General features: G+C 42.6%; 17 protein-coding genes. 1 reads left to right on the top strand and 16 read right to left on the bottom strand.

What is annotated here, in order from left to right:
- Positions 1-10: 10 nt before the first annotated feature.
- From F602_RS0103685 to pnp, 9 genes are all read right to left on the bottom strand, one after another.
- Positions 11-718 (bottom strand): TipAS antibiotic-recognition domain-containing protein, encoded by a 708-nt coding sequence (locus F602_RS0103685; protein WP_018166612.1) that lies wholly within the window; start codon positions 716-718, stop codon positions 11-13.
- A gap of 8 nt (positions 719-726) precedes the next feature.
- Positions 727-1,632: a DUF2268 domain-containing putative Zn-dependent protease gene (locus F602_RS0103690; RefSeq protein ID WP_026183287.1), complete on the bottom strand. Its 906-nt coding sequence runs from the start codon at positions 1,630-1,632 to the stop codon at positions 727-729.
- An 87-nt stretch (positions 1,633-1,719) separates the two neighbouring features.
- Positions 1,720-2,115, bottom strand: a complete 396-nt coding sequence (locus F602_RS0103695) for a Mini-ribonuclease 3 (RefSeq protein WP_018166614.1) — start codon at positions 2,113-2,115, stop codon at positions 1,720-1,722.
- Complete coding sequence (gene cysS, locus F602_RS0103700) at positions 2,108-3,451, bottom strand: cysteine--tRNA ligase (protein WP_018166615.1); 1,344 nt, start codon at positions 3,449-3,451, stop codon at positions 2,108-2,110. Before cysS ends, F602_RS0103695 begins: the two co-directional genes overlap by 8 nt.
- Complete coding sequence (locus F602_RS0103705; protein ID WP_018166616.1) at positions 3,448-3,981, bottom strand: dihydrofolate reductase family protein; 534 nt, start codon at positions 3,979-3,981, stop codon at positions 3,448-3,450. The genes cysS and F602_RS0103705 overlap by 4 nt, the downstream gene beginning before the upstream one ends.
- 15 nt (positions 3,982-3,996) lie before the next feature.
- Positions 3,997-4,158, bottom strand: coding sequence for a hypothetical protein (locus tag F602_RS10975; RefSeq protein ID WP_018166617.1), 162 nt, complete (start codon positions 4,156-4,158; stop codon positions 3,997-3,999).
- A gap of 1 nt (position 4,159) precedes the next feature.
- Positions 4,160-4,918: a nucleoside phosphorylase gene (locus F602_RS0103715; RefSeq protein WP_018166618.1), complete on the bottom strand. Its 759-nt coding sequence runs from the start codon at positions 4,916-4,918 to the stop codon at positions 4,160-4,162.
- Between the two features lie 30 nt (positions 4,919-4,948).
- The gene (gene cysE / locus F602_RS0103720; RefSeq protein ID WP_018166619.1) at positions 4,949-5,572 is read right to left on the bottom strand and encodes a serine O-acetyltransferase; all 624 of its coding nucleotides are present in this window, start codon (positions 5,570-5,572) and stop codon (positions 4,949-4,951) included.
- Between the two features lie 53 nt (positions 5,573-5,625).
- Positions 5,626-7,857: a polyribonucleotide nucleotidyltransferase gene (pnp, locus tag F602_RS0103725; RefSeq protein WP_018166620.1), complete on the bottom strand. Its 2,232-nt coding sequence runs from the start codon at positions 7,855-7,857 to the stop codon at positions 5,626-5,628.
- A 193-nt stretch (positions 7,858-8,050) separates the two neighbouring features.
- On the opposite strand from pnp, the gene F602_RS0103730 reads away from it, so the two are divergent.
- Positions 8,051-8,578, top strand: coding sequence for a GNAT family N-acetyltransferase (locus F602_RS0103730; protein WP_018166621.1), 528 nt, complete (start codon positions 8,051-8,053; stop codon positions 8,576-8,578).
- Positions 8,579-8,605: 27 nt separating this feature from the next.
- Here the strand turns inward: F602_RS0103730 and F602_RS0103735 are convergent, their stop codons facing one another.
- The 7 genes from F602_RS0103735 to F602_RS0103765 form a co-directional block, all read right to left on the bottom strand.
- A complete protein-coding gene (locus F602_RS0103735) occupies positions 8,606-9,148 on the bottom strand; it encodes a ClbS/DfsB family four-helix bundle protein (protein WP_018166622.1) in 543 nt (180 codons plus the stop codon).
- 114 nt (positions 9,149-9,262) lie between these two features.
- Positions 9,263-10,063 (bottom strand): formate/nitrite transporter family protein, encoded by an 801-nt coding sequence (locus F602_RS0103740; protein WP_018166623.1) that lies wholly within the window; start codon positions 10,061-10,063, stop codon positions 9,263-9,265.
- Between the two features lie 145 nt (positions 10,064-10,208).
- The gene (locus tag F602_RS0103745; protein ID WP_018166624.1) at positions 10,209-10,448 is read right to left on the bottom strand and encodes a GlsB/YeaQ/YmgE family stress response membrane protein; all 240 of its coding nucleotides are present in this window, start codon (positions 10,446-10,448) and stop codon (positions 10,209-10,211) included.
- A gap of 51 nt (positions 10,449-10,499) precedes the next feature.
- Complete coding sequence (locus tag F602_RS0103750) at positions 10,500-11,276, bottom strand: ABC transporter permease (protein ID WP_018166625.1); 777 nt, start codon at positions 11,274-11,276, stop codon at positions 10,500-10,502.
- Positions 11,269-11,910 carry an ABC transporter ATP-binding protein gene (locus tag F602_RS0103755; protein WP_018166626.1) on the bottom strand — a complete coding sequence of 214 codons (642 nt, stop codon included), beginning with the start codon at positions 11,908-11,910 and terminating at the stop codon, positions 11,269-11,271. The genes F602_RS0103750 and F602_RS0103755 overlap by 8 nt, the downstream gene beginning before the upstream one ends.
- 374 nt (positions 11,911-12,284) lie before the next feature.
- Entirely contained in the window at positions 12,285-12,554 is a 270-nt protein-coding gene (gene rpsO / locus F602_RS0103760; protein ID WP_018166627.1) for a 30S ribosomal protein S15, read from the bottom strand.
- Between the two features lie 341 nt (positions 12,555-12,895).
- A complete protein-coding gene (locus F602_RS0103765) occupies positions 12,896-14,209 on the bottom strand; it encodes a solute carrier family 23 protein (protein ID WP_156801854.1) in 1,314 nt (437 codons plus the stop codon).
- Positions 14,210-14,351: the final 142 nt, after the last annotated feature.

The raw sequence follows: 14,351 nt of genomic DNA on the forward strand, positions 1-14,351 counted from the left end.
TATATACAAATTATTCAGTATCAGTTCCTAAATGTCTTTCAACTGCTTTTTTTATAAAAGCTGTTAAGGTCGGATTGCCATATTTTTGAAAATACTGTTTAAATCGAGGATCATCTTCATAAGTTCGAGCAATATAAACCAATACTTGATCACTAAAATTACTGAAAGCCAGAAGAGCTTGCTTCCACTCTTCAACTATGTGTTTTATTTTAGGAGTATCGTAGGATAAATGGGTATGTAAGCTAAAGATTCGAAAAACTCTTTCTAACCTTTCCTGATTATTACTATTTTGACTAATATCTTGCCTATTTTGTCGCTCTGTATAAACCTGAAAAGCTAGAGTATCCCCGTACTTCAATTCTGCTTCTGTCTGATATTGTTCGGAAAGAGGCTTTTCGAAGATTTCTAAATCCACCAGAGATTGACCTGATAAAAATTTTTGTAATTGTTTTTCTTTCGTTTGGAGTTCTTTGATTTTTAAAGAAAGAAATTCCCTTTGTTTTTCTAAAATTGGACGAAGGTCCTCGTCAGTTATATTGATTAAACCTTGAATGTCTTTAATAGAAAAATTTAAAGACTTTAAAAAGATAATTTTTTGCAAACGGATTAGATCTTCTTGCTTATATCTACGATATCCATTCCCCAATTTTTCTGCTGGCAACAATCCAATTTGGTCGTAATAATGTAGAGTTCGCTTAGTCACCCCTGTAATGGTCATAATTTCCTTTAATGTGTAGTTTCTATCCAAAATTCTTCTACCTCCGCTAGGATTTCCGAAGCTGGCAAGAGGCTTGCTTCCTCAATTGTTTTGCCTGTTTTTTCCAAATAATATTTTATCAGGTAATAACCACAAGCATATCCTGCACAATAAGGCATTCCAACACCATCTTGCCCCATCATTGCCGCTATTTCATCACCGTATAGGTATGCAGTAATAGTTTGCATGCCTCTCACTTCCAGATTACTATGTAAAAAGGGTTTGATGATTTGATTGAGAGTATCAAGATTGGTTTTACTAACCCAAGGTCCTAAATTTTCCTTACCATACATTTGAACAGCAAAATTTTCTGCTAGGCCCTCTGCTACAATCATTTCCATTAGAGACCCGCCATCCCATTCAATAAATTGATAGCGTACATTATGGTTTACTTCATGAGCTAATGCAGATGGAATACGGGATAAGATAGTGCTGTCTGGAACCAACGATAAAAATATATACCCTGGAATTCCACCATCTCCACTATAACCATTATTGATCTGTAACATTGGTGCAACTGTATTCGCTAATAAAGTTGTAAAAGTGTAGTCCTGAACTGGTAATTTGAAAGAACTAAATCTTGCCAAACTATCTCGGATAGCTATTTCGCAGTTTTCCCAAAATCTATCATCTAAGTTGTCAATCAAGGGGAGCTGCTGCAGGGTAAGCTTTTCAGGAATGAAGTGCATCCAACTGAGCAACATCATAATATCAAAACCACCATCTTGTTTTGCTTCATAAGGGATACCTTGCTGGTAAAATTTTGGTTTAAATGGTGCTAAGATTTGTTCTTTAAAATAGCTTCTTCTCTCTATTATTGGCATATTCAACAAGTTTCGATAGACTTTATCTGAACGAATAATATTTATTTTCATATGTTTTCCTCCACTCAAATAAGAGTATAAAGGATAACCATAGGTTACAGTCAAGTAAAAAATAGCTTTCATAGAAAACTATTTTCACTACTCTTCTACTTTCTTGATACACCAATCAATCAACTCTTTCAAACGTTCGCGTTGTTCAGTCATATGCAGATAGCCCATAACTGCCTCAAAGCCTGTGGACATCTTATAGGTTACGATGTCCGTATTTTTTGCCTTGGTATTGGAGTTGGCATTGCGACCGCGCTTGTAGATTTCTTCTTCTTTTGTTGTCAAAAGACCTTCTTCCAACATAGCATTTATCAGCATAGCCTGTGCCTTGGCCGATACGTAATGTGTAGCCAGGCGGTGGAGCTGGTTTGGTTTAGTTTGGCCTTTAAAAATCAAGTGACGACGGATATACATGGAATAGACTGCATCTCCTTCAAAAGCGAGGGCAATCCCATTGATTAGATTGACATCCACTGTGTTAGTCACGAGTCCACCTCACACCATCCTTGGTATCCAACAATTTGATACCTTGGGCCGCTAATTCATCTCGGATGCGGTCTGCAGTCGCAAAATCACGGTTGGCGCGCGCTACTTGGCGTTCTTCAATTAGTTTTTCAATGTCCGTATCCAATACTTCTTCTTCAAAAACAATACCAAAAACAGACAAAACCTTAGCAAAATCAGCCTTGATCTGCTCGTTGTAGTTGCCTGAGTTCATCCACTTGGCCATATCAAAGACAACGGTGATGCCATTTGCAGTATTAAAGTCATCATCCATGGCCTTTTCAAAATCTGCTAACAAATCCTGCCATTTTGCCTCATCTACCTGCTTGGTAAAGGGCTGAGCATAGGTGTTTTTTAGGTACTTGAGATTGGTCTGTGCATCATGAATGGCTTTTTCGGTATAGTTGAGAGGACGACGATAATGTTGAGTTGCTAGAAAAAAGCGCAACACTTGACCCTCTATCTTCTCCAGCATCTCATGGGCGGTCACAAAGTTACCAAGAGATTTAGACATTTTTTCGTCATTGATGTTGAGCATGGCATTGTGCATCCAATAGTTGGCAAATGTCTGACCAGTCTTGGCTTCTGACTGGGCGATTTCATTGGTATGGTGAGGAAACTCCAAGTCTGCTCCGCCGCCGTGAATGTCAATAGTATCACCAAGAATCTCTGTAGCCATGACCGAGCACTCGATATGCCAACCTGGGCGACCCATTCCCCAAGGACTATCCCAAGAGACCTCTTCTGGTTTGGCTGATTTCCATAGTGCAAAATCAAAAGGATGTTCCTTTAAATCACTCTCTCCATCGACCCGACCAGAGGCACCAGCTTCCAAATCAGCCAGCGTTTTATTGGCCAACTTGGCATAGTTGTCAGACTTGGCTACACGGAAATAAACATCTCCTTGTGACTCATAGGCAAAGCCCTTGTCTATCAAAACTTGAATAAAATCAATAATCTCAGTCATGTAGTCGATGACGCGAGGATTCTTGGTTGCTGGCTTGACACCTAGCTGTCGAACATCTTCCAAAAAAGCTGCGATAAACTTGTCAGAAAAGGCCTTGGTATCCATACCCGCATCACGCGCACCCTTGATAATCTTGTCATCCACATCTGTAAAGTTAGAAATGTAATTGACCACATAACCACGATACTCAAAATAACGTCGGATAGTATCAAAAGCTACTACACTCCGTGCATTCCCAATATGGATATAGTTGTAAACTGTCGGCCCGCAAACATACATGTTGACCCTATTTTCTTGAATAGGGACAAAGTCACGCAAGCTCCGGGTCATGGTATCGTAAATTTTAATCACTGTTTCCCATCCTTTTCTTTTTTTCGACTGAAAACCAACTCTGCAAAGGGGCCAAACTGTTTGACCTCATCCAGCTGGTAAAAACGCTGACCCTCCTTCTGGGTAAAGAGGGGAATCCCCTTACCCAAAATAACTGGTGCCATCTGGATGATGAGGACATCAAAGAGGTCCGCATCCAAAAGGGGCCCTACCAAGGAATTTCCCCCAATGACGAAGACATTTTTTGCCTTGTCCAGTTGCTGCACAAAAGCCACCACATCACCAGCGACTGGCTGGTAGTTCTTGACAGGCAAGCTTGGTTCATGGGTAAAAACAAAATTTTCTGTAGCCTGATAGAAGCTCTCCACATCTGGCAAACCCTGAATCTCTTCAAAGGTCCGCTTGCCCATGATGGTCATATCCATCTGCTGGTAAAAATCATCATAGCCCGTATCCTCCACAGAACCAAGCTGATGGAGCCAGTCAATCCGATGCTGACTGTCCGCCAAATAGCCATCCATGGTGATACAGCCGTAAAAATAGACTGCCATCCTGCCCCTTCCTTTCTATTTCCGGTCTGCCTTCCATCTGAGGTAGAATCGTGCTCCATAAAGCAGAATGCTCAGGCCCAAGACCAGCTGACCAGCTCGAAAAAGGCTAAAAATAGAAATCAAACTCCCCATCAAATAGACTGCAAAAAACTTATTGTCCTTGAAAAAATCCTTCATCTCACAATCCCTTCACAATAGCCAGGGCGACCTCAAAAAAGCTCATGCAATCAGCGGTCCGTTCCCCATGGCGGGCATCCCATTCGTTCTTGTGGTGGTCCACATAATCTGCTGTATAGAAAAACTGATAGACCTTGGCCGAGCGGAATTGGGCCCAGGCCATAATGGCGGAAGCTTCCATATCCACAACCCTGGCTCCAGCCGCCAGGCGGCGTTTGACCTTATCGGCCGTTTCCCGATAAAAGGCATCTGTGGTCCAGGTCTTGGCCCGCACATGCTCGATTCCAGCCGCATCCAAGGCCTTTTCCATGGTCAAAAGCAGAGCAGGCTCATAGCTGATTTCATCGCTAGCTGGGGTGTAGTGGTAGCTAGTTCCCTCATCACGTAAAGCAGAGCTAGGCAAGATTATTTTATCCGCAGCGATGGATTTATCTAAAACCCCACAAGAGCCCAGCACAACAAAGTTTTTAAAACCACTAGATTTGAGCTCTTCCAAATGACCAACTGCCATAGGGGCTCCGATTGTTGCTAGCATAACTGCAACTTCAAGCCCATCATTTTCTAAGATATACCAAGGATGGAGACCGTTGAGACTTTTAAGGTAGCCACCTAATCTAACTCCCGGTATTTGACGAACTCGATCTACAATTCCGCCATTGAAGGAAAAAATCATCGTATCACAAATTCCAAATTCTTCAACCATACCATGCCCTAGGGGCTCAATGACTGCCGGGACATTTTCAAACTCATCTAGTAACATAGAGCCTCCGTTATAAGTTTATATATAAGTTTATAGATGCGATGAATGATGACTACAGTCGCGCATTTTTTCTAGCTTGGAAGTGTAATAACGTGTTTCGCGCTCTTCCTCAATTTGATGAATCACTAAGTCATCTTTTTTCCCATGGACACGGACGACCTTGGCTGGTATTCCTACTACAGTCACCTCAGCCGGCACATCAGATACCACAACTGCTGCAGCTCCGACCTTAGCATAGCGACCGATTTCAACTGGGCCGATAATCTGGGCATGGGCTGATACGAGAGCCCCTTCACGGACTGTCGGGTGTCGTTTGCCCACATCCTTACCTGTTCCACCTAGTGTCACTCCGTGGTAGAGAAGCACTCCCTTTTCAACAACAGCTGTCTCCCCAATCACAAGTCCTGCACCATGGTCAATAAAGACACCAGCTGCAATCTCAGCTCCGGGATGGATTTCAATTTGGGTCCAAAAACGCCAAAACTGACTGTGCATGCGAGCGAGCAGTTTCAGGCCATGTTTCCATAAAAAATGAGAAATCCGATGGGCAGCCAAGGCCTTGACACCAGGGTAGGTCAAAAGCACCTCAGCAGTCGTTCGTGCTGCTGGATCATTCTCTTTTACGATATTTATGGTTTCTTTCCACCAACCCATAGTTTCTCCTTTTTAGTGAGAAAACAAGTTCATGACTGAACTTGTCTGCTCGATTATTTCTCTACTTTATGGAATTTAAATTCCCCAAAACCTTTGTAATCTTTTTTCTCGTGTTTGTCATGTTTATTGTGTTGGGGACGACGTGGGCGTTCTGAGCGCTCTTTCTTTTCTTCTAATTCCACTCCTTCTGGCCGTGGTAAGAGCACTTTCATAGAAGCATCAACACGCCCCTTCTCATCAATCTTCATGATCTTAACATCCACTTCATCACCGATACCAACCAAATCTTCCACACGATTGGTCCGTGTCCAAGCCATTTCAGAGATGTGTACGAGGGCATCTGTCTTCTCAAAGAGGTTGACAAAGACACCGAATTTTTCAATGCGAACTACCTTAGCATGGTAGACTTCGCCCACCTTAGCTTCACGCACTAGGTTGGCAATAATCTCCTTGGCACGGTTGATAGCATCTTGATCGGATGAGTAAATGGATACATTTCCTTCGTCATCAATGTCAATCTTAACGCCGGTTTCTGCGATAATTTTGTCGATGGTCTCCCCGCCTTTACCGATAACAACCTTGATTTTATCCACATCAATCTTGATGCTGTCAATTTTTGGTGCAGTTGGTGCCAATTCTGGACGTGGCGCTGGAATAGTGGCTTCAATCAAATCCAGAATTTCAAAGCGTGCTTTCTTAGCTTGGGCCAAGGCTTCTTCTAAAATTTCTGGTGTAATACCGGAAATCTTAATGTCCATCTGTAGGGCTGTAATACCCGCACGAGTACCAGCGACCTTGAAGTCCATGTCTCCAAAGTGATCTTCCAACCCTTGGATATCTGTCAAAACGGTATAGTTGGTACCGTCAGAAATCAGACCCATAGCAATACCTGCAACAGGGGCCTTAATCGGTACACCACCAGCCATGAGGGCCAGAGTTCCCGCACAAATCGAAGCTTGCGAGGAAGAACCATTTGATTCTAGAACCTCAGCTACCAGACGAATCGCATATGGAAATTCTTCCAAACTTGGCAAGACCTGCTCCAGAGCACGTTCACCCAGAGCACCATGACCAATTTCACGACGGCCTGGTGCACCATAACGACCAGTCGAGCCGACGGAGTATTGTGGGAAATTGTAATGGTGCAAGAAGCGTTTCTTATACTCGTCATCTAGACCATCAATGATTTGCGTTTCCCCCATCGGAGCCAAGGTTAAAACAGAGAGAGCTTGAGTTTGTCCGCGTGTGAAGAGACCAGAACCGTGTACCTGTGGCAAAAAGTCAACTTCCGCATCAAGAGCACGAATCTCATCAACCTTACGACCATCTGGACGAACCTTGTCTTCGGTAATCAAACGACGGACCTCAGCATGCTCCATTTGTTCCAGAATCTCAGCGACATCGCGCATAATGCGGTCAACATCTTCATGATCTGCATAGCGTTCTTCATAAACTGCCTTGACCTGCTCACGGACTGCATTAGTAGCATCTTCACGGGCTAATTTCTCTTCTACTTGAACAGCCTGTTGCAAATCAGCATTGTAGGCTGCGACAATTTCAGCCTGAAGCTCTGGATCCACTTGTAATAGTTCGACTTCAGCCTTTTCCTTGCCAACTGCTGCTACGATTTGATTTTGGAAATCCAAGAGTTCTTGAATAGCTGCATGACCCTTGAGCAAAGCTTCCAGCATGATTTCTTCTGGCAATTCTTTAGCACCGGATTCTACCATGTTGATGGCATCTTTGTTCCCCGCCACTGTCAAATCCAACAAAGAAACTTCTTTTTGCGCTTGGTCAGGATTGATAATGAACTGCCCATCCACATAGCCTACTTGCACACCAGCGATAGGACCATCAAAAGGAATGTCTGAAATCGCCAAAGCCAATGAACTACCAAACATCGCCGCCATTGGTGCTGAAGCATCCTCATCATAGGACAAGACAGTATTGATAACCTGCACTTCATTACGGAAACCTTCTGCAAACATCGGTCGAATCGGGCGGTCAATCAGGCGAGCTGTTAATGTTGCGTCTGTAGATGGACGACCCTCACGCTTGTGGAAACCACCTGGGAACTTCCCAGCTGCATACATTTTTTCTTCGTAGTTGACTTGCAATGGGAAGAAGTCCCCAGTTGCCATCTTCTTCGACATGACCGCCGCTGTTAAAACTGTAGAGTTCCCATAACGAACTACAACCGCACCATTGGCTTGTTTGGCAACTTGACCAGTTTCAACAACTAGCTTTTTGCCAGCAAAGACTGTTTCAAAAACTTGTTTTGACATGAATATTCTCCTGAATTCTGAATTTACGTGTTTTCTACAAAAATCAATCCAAGAATCTCTTAAACTCATCTTTGCACAAAACCACGTATCCTTAATATTTTATCATATTTCAGACAGAATGAAAGGCTTAAAATCCGATTTTGACTAGAAAACTTGACTGTGGTAAACTTGAAAAAAGTCAAGGAGAAAAGACATGGAAAAATTGGCCTTAGTCAGCCCAAGCATGGATTGGGAAAAAGAGATTCTAGCCTATAAGGAAGCATTTGGGGAGGAGCACCTGCATGGTGGCAGCCGCCTGCAGGAAACAGATGATTTGTCAGCTTGGTTGCAGCACCTGGAAAAGGCTGGTTCTGCTTCTAGCTGCGAGGAAGGACGGTCGCCTTCGACTACCTTTCTTTGCATCCGCGAGCGGGATCAGGCCATGGTGGGCATCTGCAATATTCGCCACGACCTCAACCAAGACTATCTGTTGACTATCGCTGGCCACATCGGCTACTCTATCCATCCTGCAGAACGCAGAAAAGGCTATGCGACGGCGCAGCTGAGACTGGCCTTACTGGAAGCGAAAAAACTGGGAATCAACCGTGTCCTCGTCACTGCAGCTGATTGGAATACCGGTTCCCAAAAGACCATTTTGGCCAATGGCGGCGTATTGGAAAACAGCTACTACGATAAAGTGGACGATGAGCTCATGCTACACTACTGGATTGAAAACGACTAAACCGAGCTTAAAAATAGGCTCGGTGCTTTATTTCGTACTTTGTTTTCGAATGTGAGCTTTCAGCTTTTTGCTAGCCCAATCATAATGGCTGGATGTAGACGATACGAAGTAAGAACCCAAAGTGTTATTTCCAGACCAGGCATAGACATTGTGAGTAAATAGTTCTGTATCGCTAAAGGTCGCAACCAACTCCATCACTCTGGCATGGCTTCCCTGTAAGAGCTCCTTCGCCTCAGCCAAGCTTGTCTTCTCATGCCGTTTCACAAAAGCAATATTCATCTCACCATAGGTCCGCCAATTATAAGGTTCTGGCAGAAAAGATTGTTCTTTTCCAAGTAGGTTCTCCTCCACAAAGTGGAGCATAAGCTGGTGCCATTCATACAGATGAATCAGCACATCCTTGACATTCTTATCCCGCAGCCAGTGAACTTCCTTACGCTTTGGATCATCAGAGAAATCCAGCTCCGTCGTGATGCCTTTGACTGCAATCATTTCCAACAAATCCCAAAGTTTCGTAAAATTCTCCCTGGATTGTTGTAATAAATCCTCTTTTGTCCTTGGTCTTGCCATCTTTTCCTCCCACAAGTACCTACTGAGTGACTACTACTAGCTACTATGTGCAAGCCAGTCTCTCATAGCATCATTTCACTAGAAAACACTTCCTATAGGAAGTGTTTTTTATTTTTAGTCAACATAAACATCGCTATTTTTGTTGAGCCAGCTATAGAGAAGACCGATCACTAAGCCACCACCAACATAATTTCCAAGTCCAGAAAAGAGGAAGTTGGAGAGAACAGACCAGATTGTCATACCTTCAATTGGTCCACCATTGGCAAAGAAGGCCAAGGAGAAGGAAACAAAGTTCGCAATAACGTGTTCAAATCCAAGGAAGGCAAAGATGAAAATAATGAAAATCATTGAAAATACTTTACCAGCATCGTCTTTCATCCGAAGGGTACAAAAGACAGCAGTATTGACGACGATATTCGCAAAGATGCCTTCTGTAAATTGTGTCCAGGGCGTTTTAGCCAATTTGGCTGAAACAGCCTCAAAGAGGTAACTGTCTGGTGTTAAATGATTAAAGGCATTCGTCTGTGACATAAACCAGGCAAAAATGACCGCTCCAACAAAGTTGAAAAAGACGCAAATAGCTAAAATTTTTGCCGCTGTCCAAAAACGAAGTTTTTTATTGTAAACTGCACTCGTCATATACATCATATTGGAGGTACCCAATTCTGCATTCATGTAAACAATCATAACGAGAGACCAGCTAAACATAAAGGCATAAAATAGTTTACCTGCATGGGGGACAATAGCATCTACATACATAGAGATATAAAAAGCTATGCCCGTTCCTAGGGTCAAGAACATGGTCGCTAGCATCGCACGAACAGCGTACTTAGTATAACTGTTCCTAGAAAGATTGTCTTTTTTCTCAATTGACTTAGCCAAATTATCAATGAGGGCACTATTTGAAGCTTTCATTTTTATCTCCTATATTGCATAATCCAAGGTATTATATCATATTTTATGAAAAAAGAAAGGTTATTTTCCAAATTCATTGCAAAAAGATACCTTGTTTCCCCTTACATCGAAAAAACAAGATATCTTCACTAATGTATTTTGCTACTTAGCGGTTTTTTCCAAAGAAAAACTCAACTACTGCAATCACGATGATAGCTCCCACAATAGATGGAATCAAGGCCATACCAGCTAGAGACGGTCCCCAGCTGCCTAGCAAGGCCTGACCAACAGATGAACCGATTAGACCGGCAAACATCTTAAAGAAGCAGCCCATATTTTCTCCACGATTGGTGATGGCACCAGCCACCGCACCAATCAAAACTCCGATAATCATTGACCAAATCATAGCTCCTACCCCCTTTTTATCTAGTATATCATAAAAGAGGTTTTCTAAAAACTACAGCTTTTCCTCCTCAAAATCCAGTTGCGCCCGATCATTGAAATAATTCCGATAGGCAAAATAAGCTGCAACAACAGCTCCCAAGCTGGTTGCGGATAGTAGCATAAACATAACCATAATCTGGTACTTAATAGCAAAAATAGGATTGACCCCCGCAAAGATAAGGCCCGACATCATGCCAGGAAGACTCACTAGGCCAACTGTCTTAGCAGAATCAATAGTTGGTTGCATGGCCGTGCGAATAGACTGTCGGACAATACTCGCGCTGGCGAGCTTGACGGGAGCCCCTAGAGCCAATTTTTCCATAACTTGCTGGCGTTGATCTCGAAAGAGACTATTCATCTCTCTATAGCATAGTCCGATAGCCACCATACTATTGCTAGCAATCATTCCTGTTATCGGAATAAGCTGAGAGGGCAGAAACTGAATCGCTCCTGACAACACCAAAACCGTCAGCGTCAATCCTGTTGCTAAAAAGATAGCCAAGAAAGATTGGATAAACCGTTTGTTGTGATTAGGATTGCGCTTGTTTGCCTGACGACTGGCATTGAAGATAATCATCAGAACCATAGTCAACGTCAGGAAAATGTGATCGACATCAAAGATATAGTAGAGAAGGTAACCAACCACTGTCAACTGGACAATCGTCCGTACCACACTGACAACAATATCCTTGGTCAAACCAAGTTTCTCCTTGCTACTAATAGTGAGAGCAACTAGAACTAAACTCAAAGCCAGAAATAGGGATAAATAAGAAATATCAACTTTAGCCATAGACTAGCCTCCCTTCTACAATGTTCACTAGCTGTTTGGCTTGTTCCAGCTCCATTTGGTCATGTGTTACCTCAATGAGCGTCATCCCCTTCTGGTGTAAATCCTGTAAGAACGAACGCAAGAGAGACTTGGTTTTCTCATCCAAGCCAGAAGTCACTTCGTCCAACAGTAAAACCTCAGGTTCAAAGAGGAGATTGCGCACAAGGGCTACTCGCTGTTTCTCTCCACCAGAGAGCTCCTTTATCGGCTTATCCAGAAATTCAGAACTCAAATTTAAACGATTGAGAGCGCTCGACACCTTCTCCATGTCAAAAGGAAGACCACGAATTTCAAAAGGAAAAGTCAGATTATCCCGTACCGTTTGACCAAAGAGGACTGGTTGCTGAAAACAATAGGAAACCTGCCTACGATAGGCTACTGGGTCTAAGTGTTGTACATCCTGTCCTTGATAGAGCAAGGTTCCAGAGGTGTGAGAAACTAGACTAGAGAGCACTTTGAGTAGACTACTCTTGCCAGAACCTGAAGGGCCTGTGATGGTCAGATGACTCCCTTTTTCAATTGACAAGCTGATATCTTCTAAAATAACCTTATCTGGGGCTGATAAACCCAGCTTTTTTAATTCAAATATTTTCATAAGTCCAGTATAGCACTCTTGAACTGCAAAGACAATTAATTAGAATTATTATAATTAAAAACACTTCCCATCAACTGATGGAAAGTTCAGATGCGAGATGAGTTCTCTAAGTGTACTGCAAGATAAGTATAGGAAAGTAGTGGCATACTTCATGAACATTCTCTAAAATGTGATAGGGAGCACTTCGTTTTTTCCACAAAAAAAGATTGAAGAAACAGGCTTTACAGACAGTTTTCTTCAATCTAAACGTTTCCTACAATAGGCAAACTTTATATTTTAGGTCATCAACTTCCTTATAGCCCTGCAGCTTATCAATACAGAGACCAAGCCCAGCAAAACAAGCCAACAGCGCATAAAGGGGGTTAGACCTAAAATTAACGACGAAGTCCAAGAGATTGGATCAAGTCACGGTAACGGTTTACATCAGTGCGACGAAGGTAAGCCAAGAGGTTACGACGGCGACCGATTTTCTTCATCAAACCACGATAAGTTGCATGGTCTTTTTTGTGTTGTTTGATATGGTTGTTGAGGTGGTTGATTTCCCAAGTAAGGACTGCAACTTGCACTTCTACTGAACCAGTATCGCCTTCATGACGAGCGTACTGTGTCATGATTTCATTTTTTTTCTCTTTTGAAATTGCCATGAGTATTTCTCCTTTGTATTTGAGCTGAATCTGAGTGGCAGGTTGGCATCTCCTGCAACCAAGATGAGCTAGATTGTCCATAGGACTTCTATTAGTCTATCAGTCTTTACTCACTTTGTCAACTACTTGTATTTTTTCTTGACTGGCCAAAAATTTCTAGGCATCTATCGTTTCCGTTTATTATTGGAAAGCTTCTGAATTACATGCTAAAGCAGTCTATTTCACACACACTACAACCTTGAAAGGATTGATTTTTTCTAATCAATCCTTACTAAATAACGTTTTATTTTTCAAAAATATATATTAATATTAGCATTTATATCTAAATATGATTTAGCTCTCTATCTATCTGCTTTTGGTAAAATCAGATTCATCACAACACCAACAATGGCACTAAGAGCGGTACCTGAAAGTGTCAAGGCACCAAGGTTAAGGACAGCACCACCTAAACCGAGAACCAACATAGAACTTGCAATAATGAGATTGCGAACCTGACCAAAATCCACACGTCTCTCAATGAGAACCTTGAGGCCATTACTAGCAATGACTCCATAGAGAAGAATCGACATACCGCCTAAGACAGCATTCGGGATAGTAGAGATGAGTGCTGTAAATTTACCAAAGAAAGAAAAGGCAATAGCGATAAAGGCAGCATTACGGATGACGGATACTGAGGCAATACGGGTCATACCAACCACCCCTGTATTTTCACCGTAAGTCGTATTGGCTGGTCCACCAAGTAAAGCTGAAACGGCTGTTGCCACTCCATCCCCAATCAAGGTACGGTTCAGCCCTGGATCCTTTAAGAACTGACGGCCACAGATTTGACTAAGCACAGTATGGTCTCCGATGTGCTCCGCAACCGTTACGATAGCAATGGGTAAAATAGCGAGCATCTCAGGACCAAAGTAGAGTTCAAAACTTTTGAAAACCCCTGTTTTAAAAGGCAGGACAAAACCAGGCAACTCAAACCAAGCAGCTTCTAGTACAGGCGTAAAATCAACCAATCCAAGGAAAATAGATGCGACATAGCCACCGATAATGGCAATAAGGAAAGGAATAATTTTGATAAAACCTTTACCATTGGTGTTAACAAAAGCTGCGATGAGGAAAGTGATAATCGCCGCTAACATCTGTTTCCAGTCCCCATCTACTACAAAACCAGCATTCGTCACAGCTGAATTAGCCAAACCAAGACCGATAATGATAATCATAGGACCGATGACAATAGGCGGTAAAAGGGTGTCAATCCATTTTGTACCAACCACTTTTACCAAACTAGCAATGAGCACATAGATAAGACCAACAAAGAGAATGCCTGTCTGAGCTGCAGAAACATTCCCATCCAAAGCTTTAATGGCTACCGCCATCGCTGAAATATAGGCAAAGGATGACCCCAGATAGACCGGAACCTTAAAGTTGGTTGCCACTTGATAAATCAAAGTTCCCACCCCTGATGCAAAGAGGGCTACCGAGACGGGCATGTTTAGGATAAGAGGCACCAAGATAGTTGCACCAAACATGGCAAAAACGTGCTGAAAACTAAGGAGCAACCCTTTGCCAAACTCTGGCTTATCATCCACATCCAATAACAAATCTACTTTGGACACATCTAAATCCAGAGCTGTTCGCTCATCATGCTCCGAAACTTGCATCTTCATTTCCATATATTCTCCTTTTCTGGGCATGCAAAAAGGCCCAGTTCTATTATAGTAGTCATAGGCCCTCAATATTTCTTGATGTCTTTCTCACCTCACAGGATGAGTTTAAAAACCTACGCTTGTAGTATTGTAGCAT

Origin of the sequence: Streptococcus minor DSM 17118 (genome assembly GCF_000377005.1) — a bacterium.
Classification (GTDB): domain Bacteria; phylum Bacillota; class Bacilli; order Lactobacillales; family Streptococcaceae; genus Streptococcus; species Streptococcus minor.

Excerpts from the sequence above, each read along its gene's own strand:
- F602_RS0103740 (WP_018166623.1), bottom strand. The coding sequence starts at position 10,063 with ATGAAAGCTTCAAATAGTGCCCTCATTGATAATTTGGCTAAGTCAATT.
- F602_RS0103735 (WP_018166622.1), bottom strand. The coding sequence starts at position 9,148 with ATGGCAAGACCAAGGACAAAAGAGGATTTATTACAACAATCCAGGGAG.
- F602_RS0103765 (WP_156801854.1), bottom strand. The coding sequence starts at position 14,209 with ATGCAAGTTTCGGAGCATGATGAGCGAACAGCTCTGGATTTAGATGTG.
- F602_RS10975 (WP_018166617.1), bottom strand. The coding sequence starts at position 4,158 with ATGAAGGATTTTTTCAAGGACAATAAGTTTTTTGCAGTCTATTTGATG.
- F602_RS0103705 (WP_018166616.1), bottom strand. The coding sequence starts at position 3,981 with ATGGCAGTCTATTTTTACGGCTGTATCACCATGGATGGCTATTTGGCG.
- F602_RS0103750 (WP_018166625.1), bottom strand. The coding sequence starts at position 11,276 with ATGGCTAAAGTTGATATTTCTTATTTATCCCTATTTCTGGCTTTGAGT.
- pnp (WP_018166620.1), bottom strand. The coding sequence starts at position 7,857 with ATGTCAAAACAAGTTTTTGAAACAGTCTTTGCTGGCAAAAAGCTAGTT.
- F602_RS0103685 (WP_018166612.1), bottom strand. The coding sequence starts at position 718 with ATGACCATTACAGGGGTGACTAAGCGAACTCTACATTATTACGACCAA.
- F602_RS0103745 (WP_018166624.1), bottom strand. The coding sequence starts at position 10,448 with ATGATTTGGTCAATGATTATCGGAGTTTTGATTGGTGCGGTGGCTGGT.
- rpsO (WP_018166627.1), bottom strand. The coding sequence starts at position 12,554 with ATGGCAATTTCAAAAGAGAAAAAAAATGAAATCATGACACAGTACGCT.
- F602_RS0103730 (WP_018166621.1), top strand. The coding sequence starts at position 8,051 with ATGGAAAAATTGGCCTTAGTCAGCCCAAGCATGGATTGGGAAAAAGAG.
- F602_RS0103690 (WP_026183287.1), bottom strand. The coding sequence starts at position 1,632 with ATGAAAATAAATATTATTCGTTCAGATAAAGTCTATCGAAACTTGTTG.
- F602_RS0103715 (WP_018166618.1), bottom strand. The coding sequence starts at position 4,918 with ATGTTACTAGATGAGTTTGAAAATGTCCCGGCAGTCATTGAGCCCCTA.
- cysE (WP_018166619.1), bottom strand. The coding sequence starts at position 5,572 with ATGGGTTGGTGGAAAGAAACCATAAATATCGTAAAAGAGAATGATCCA.
- F602_RS0103755 (WP_018166626.1), bottom strand. The coding sequence starts at position 11,910 with ATGAAAATATTTGAATTAAAAAAGCTGGGTTTATCAGCCCCAGATAAG.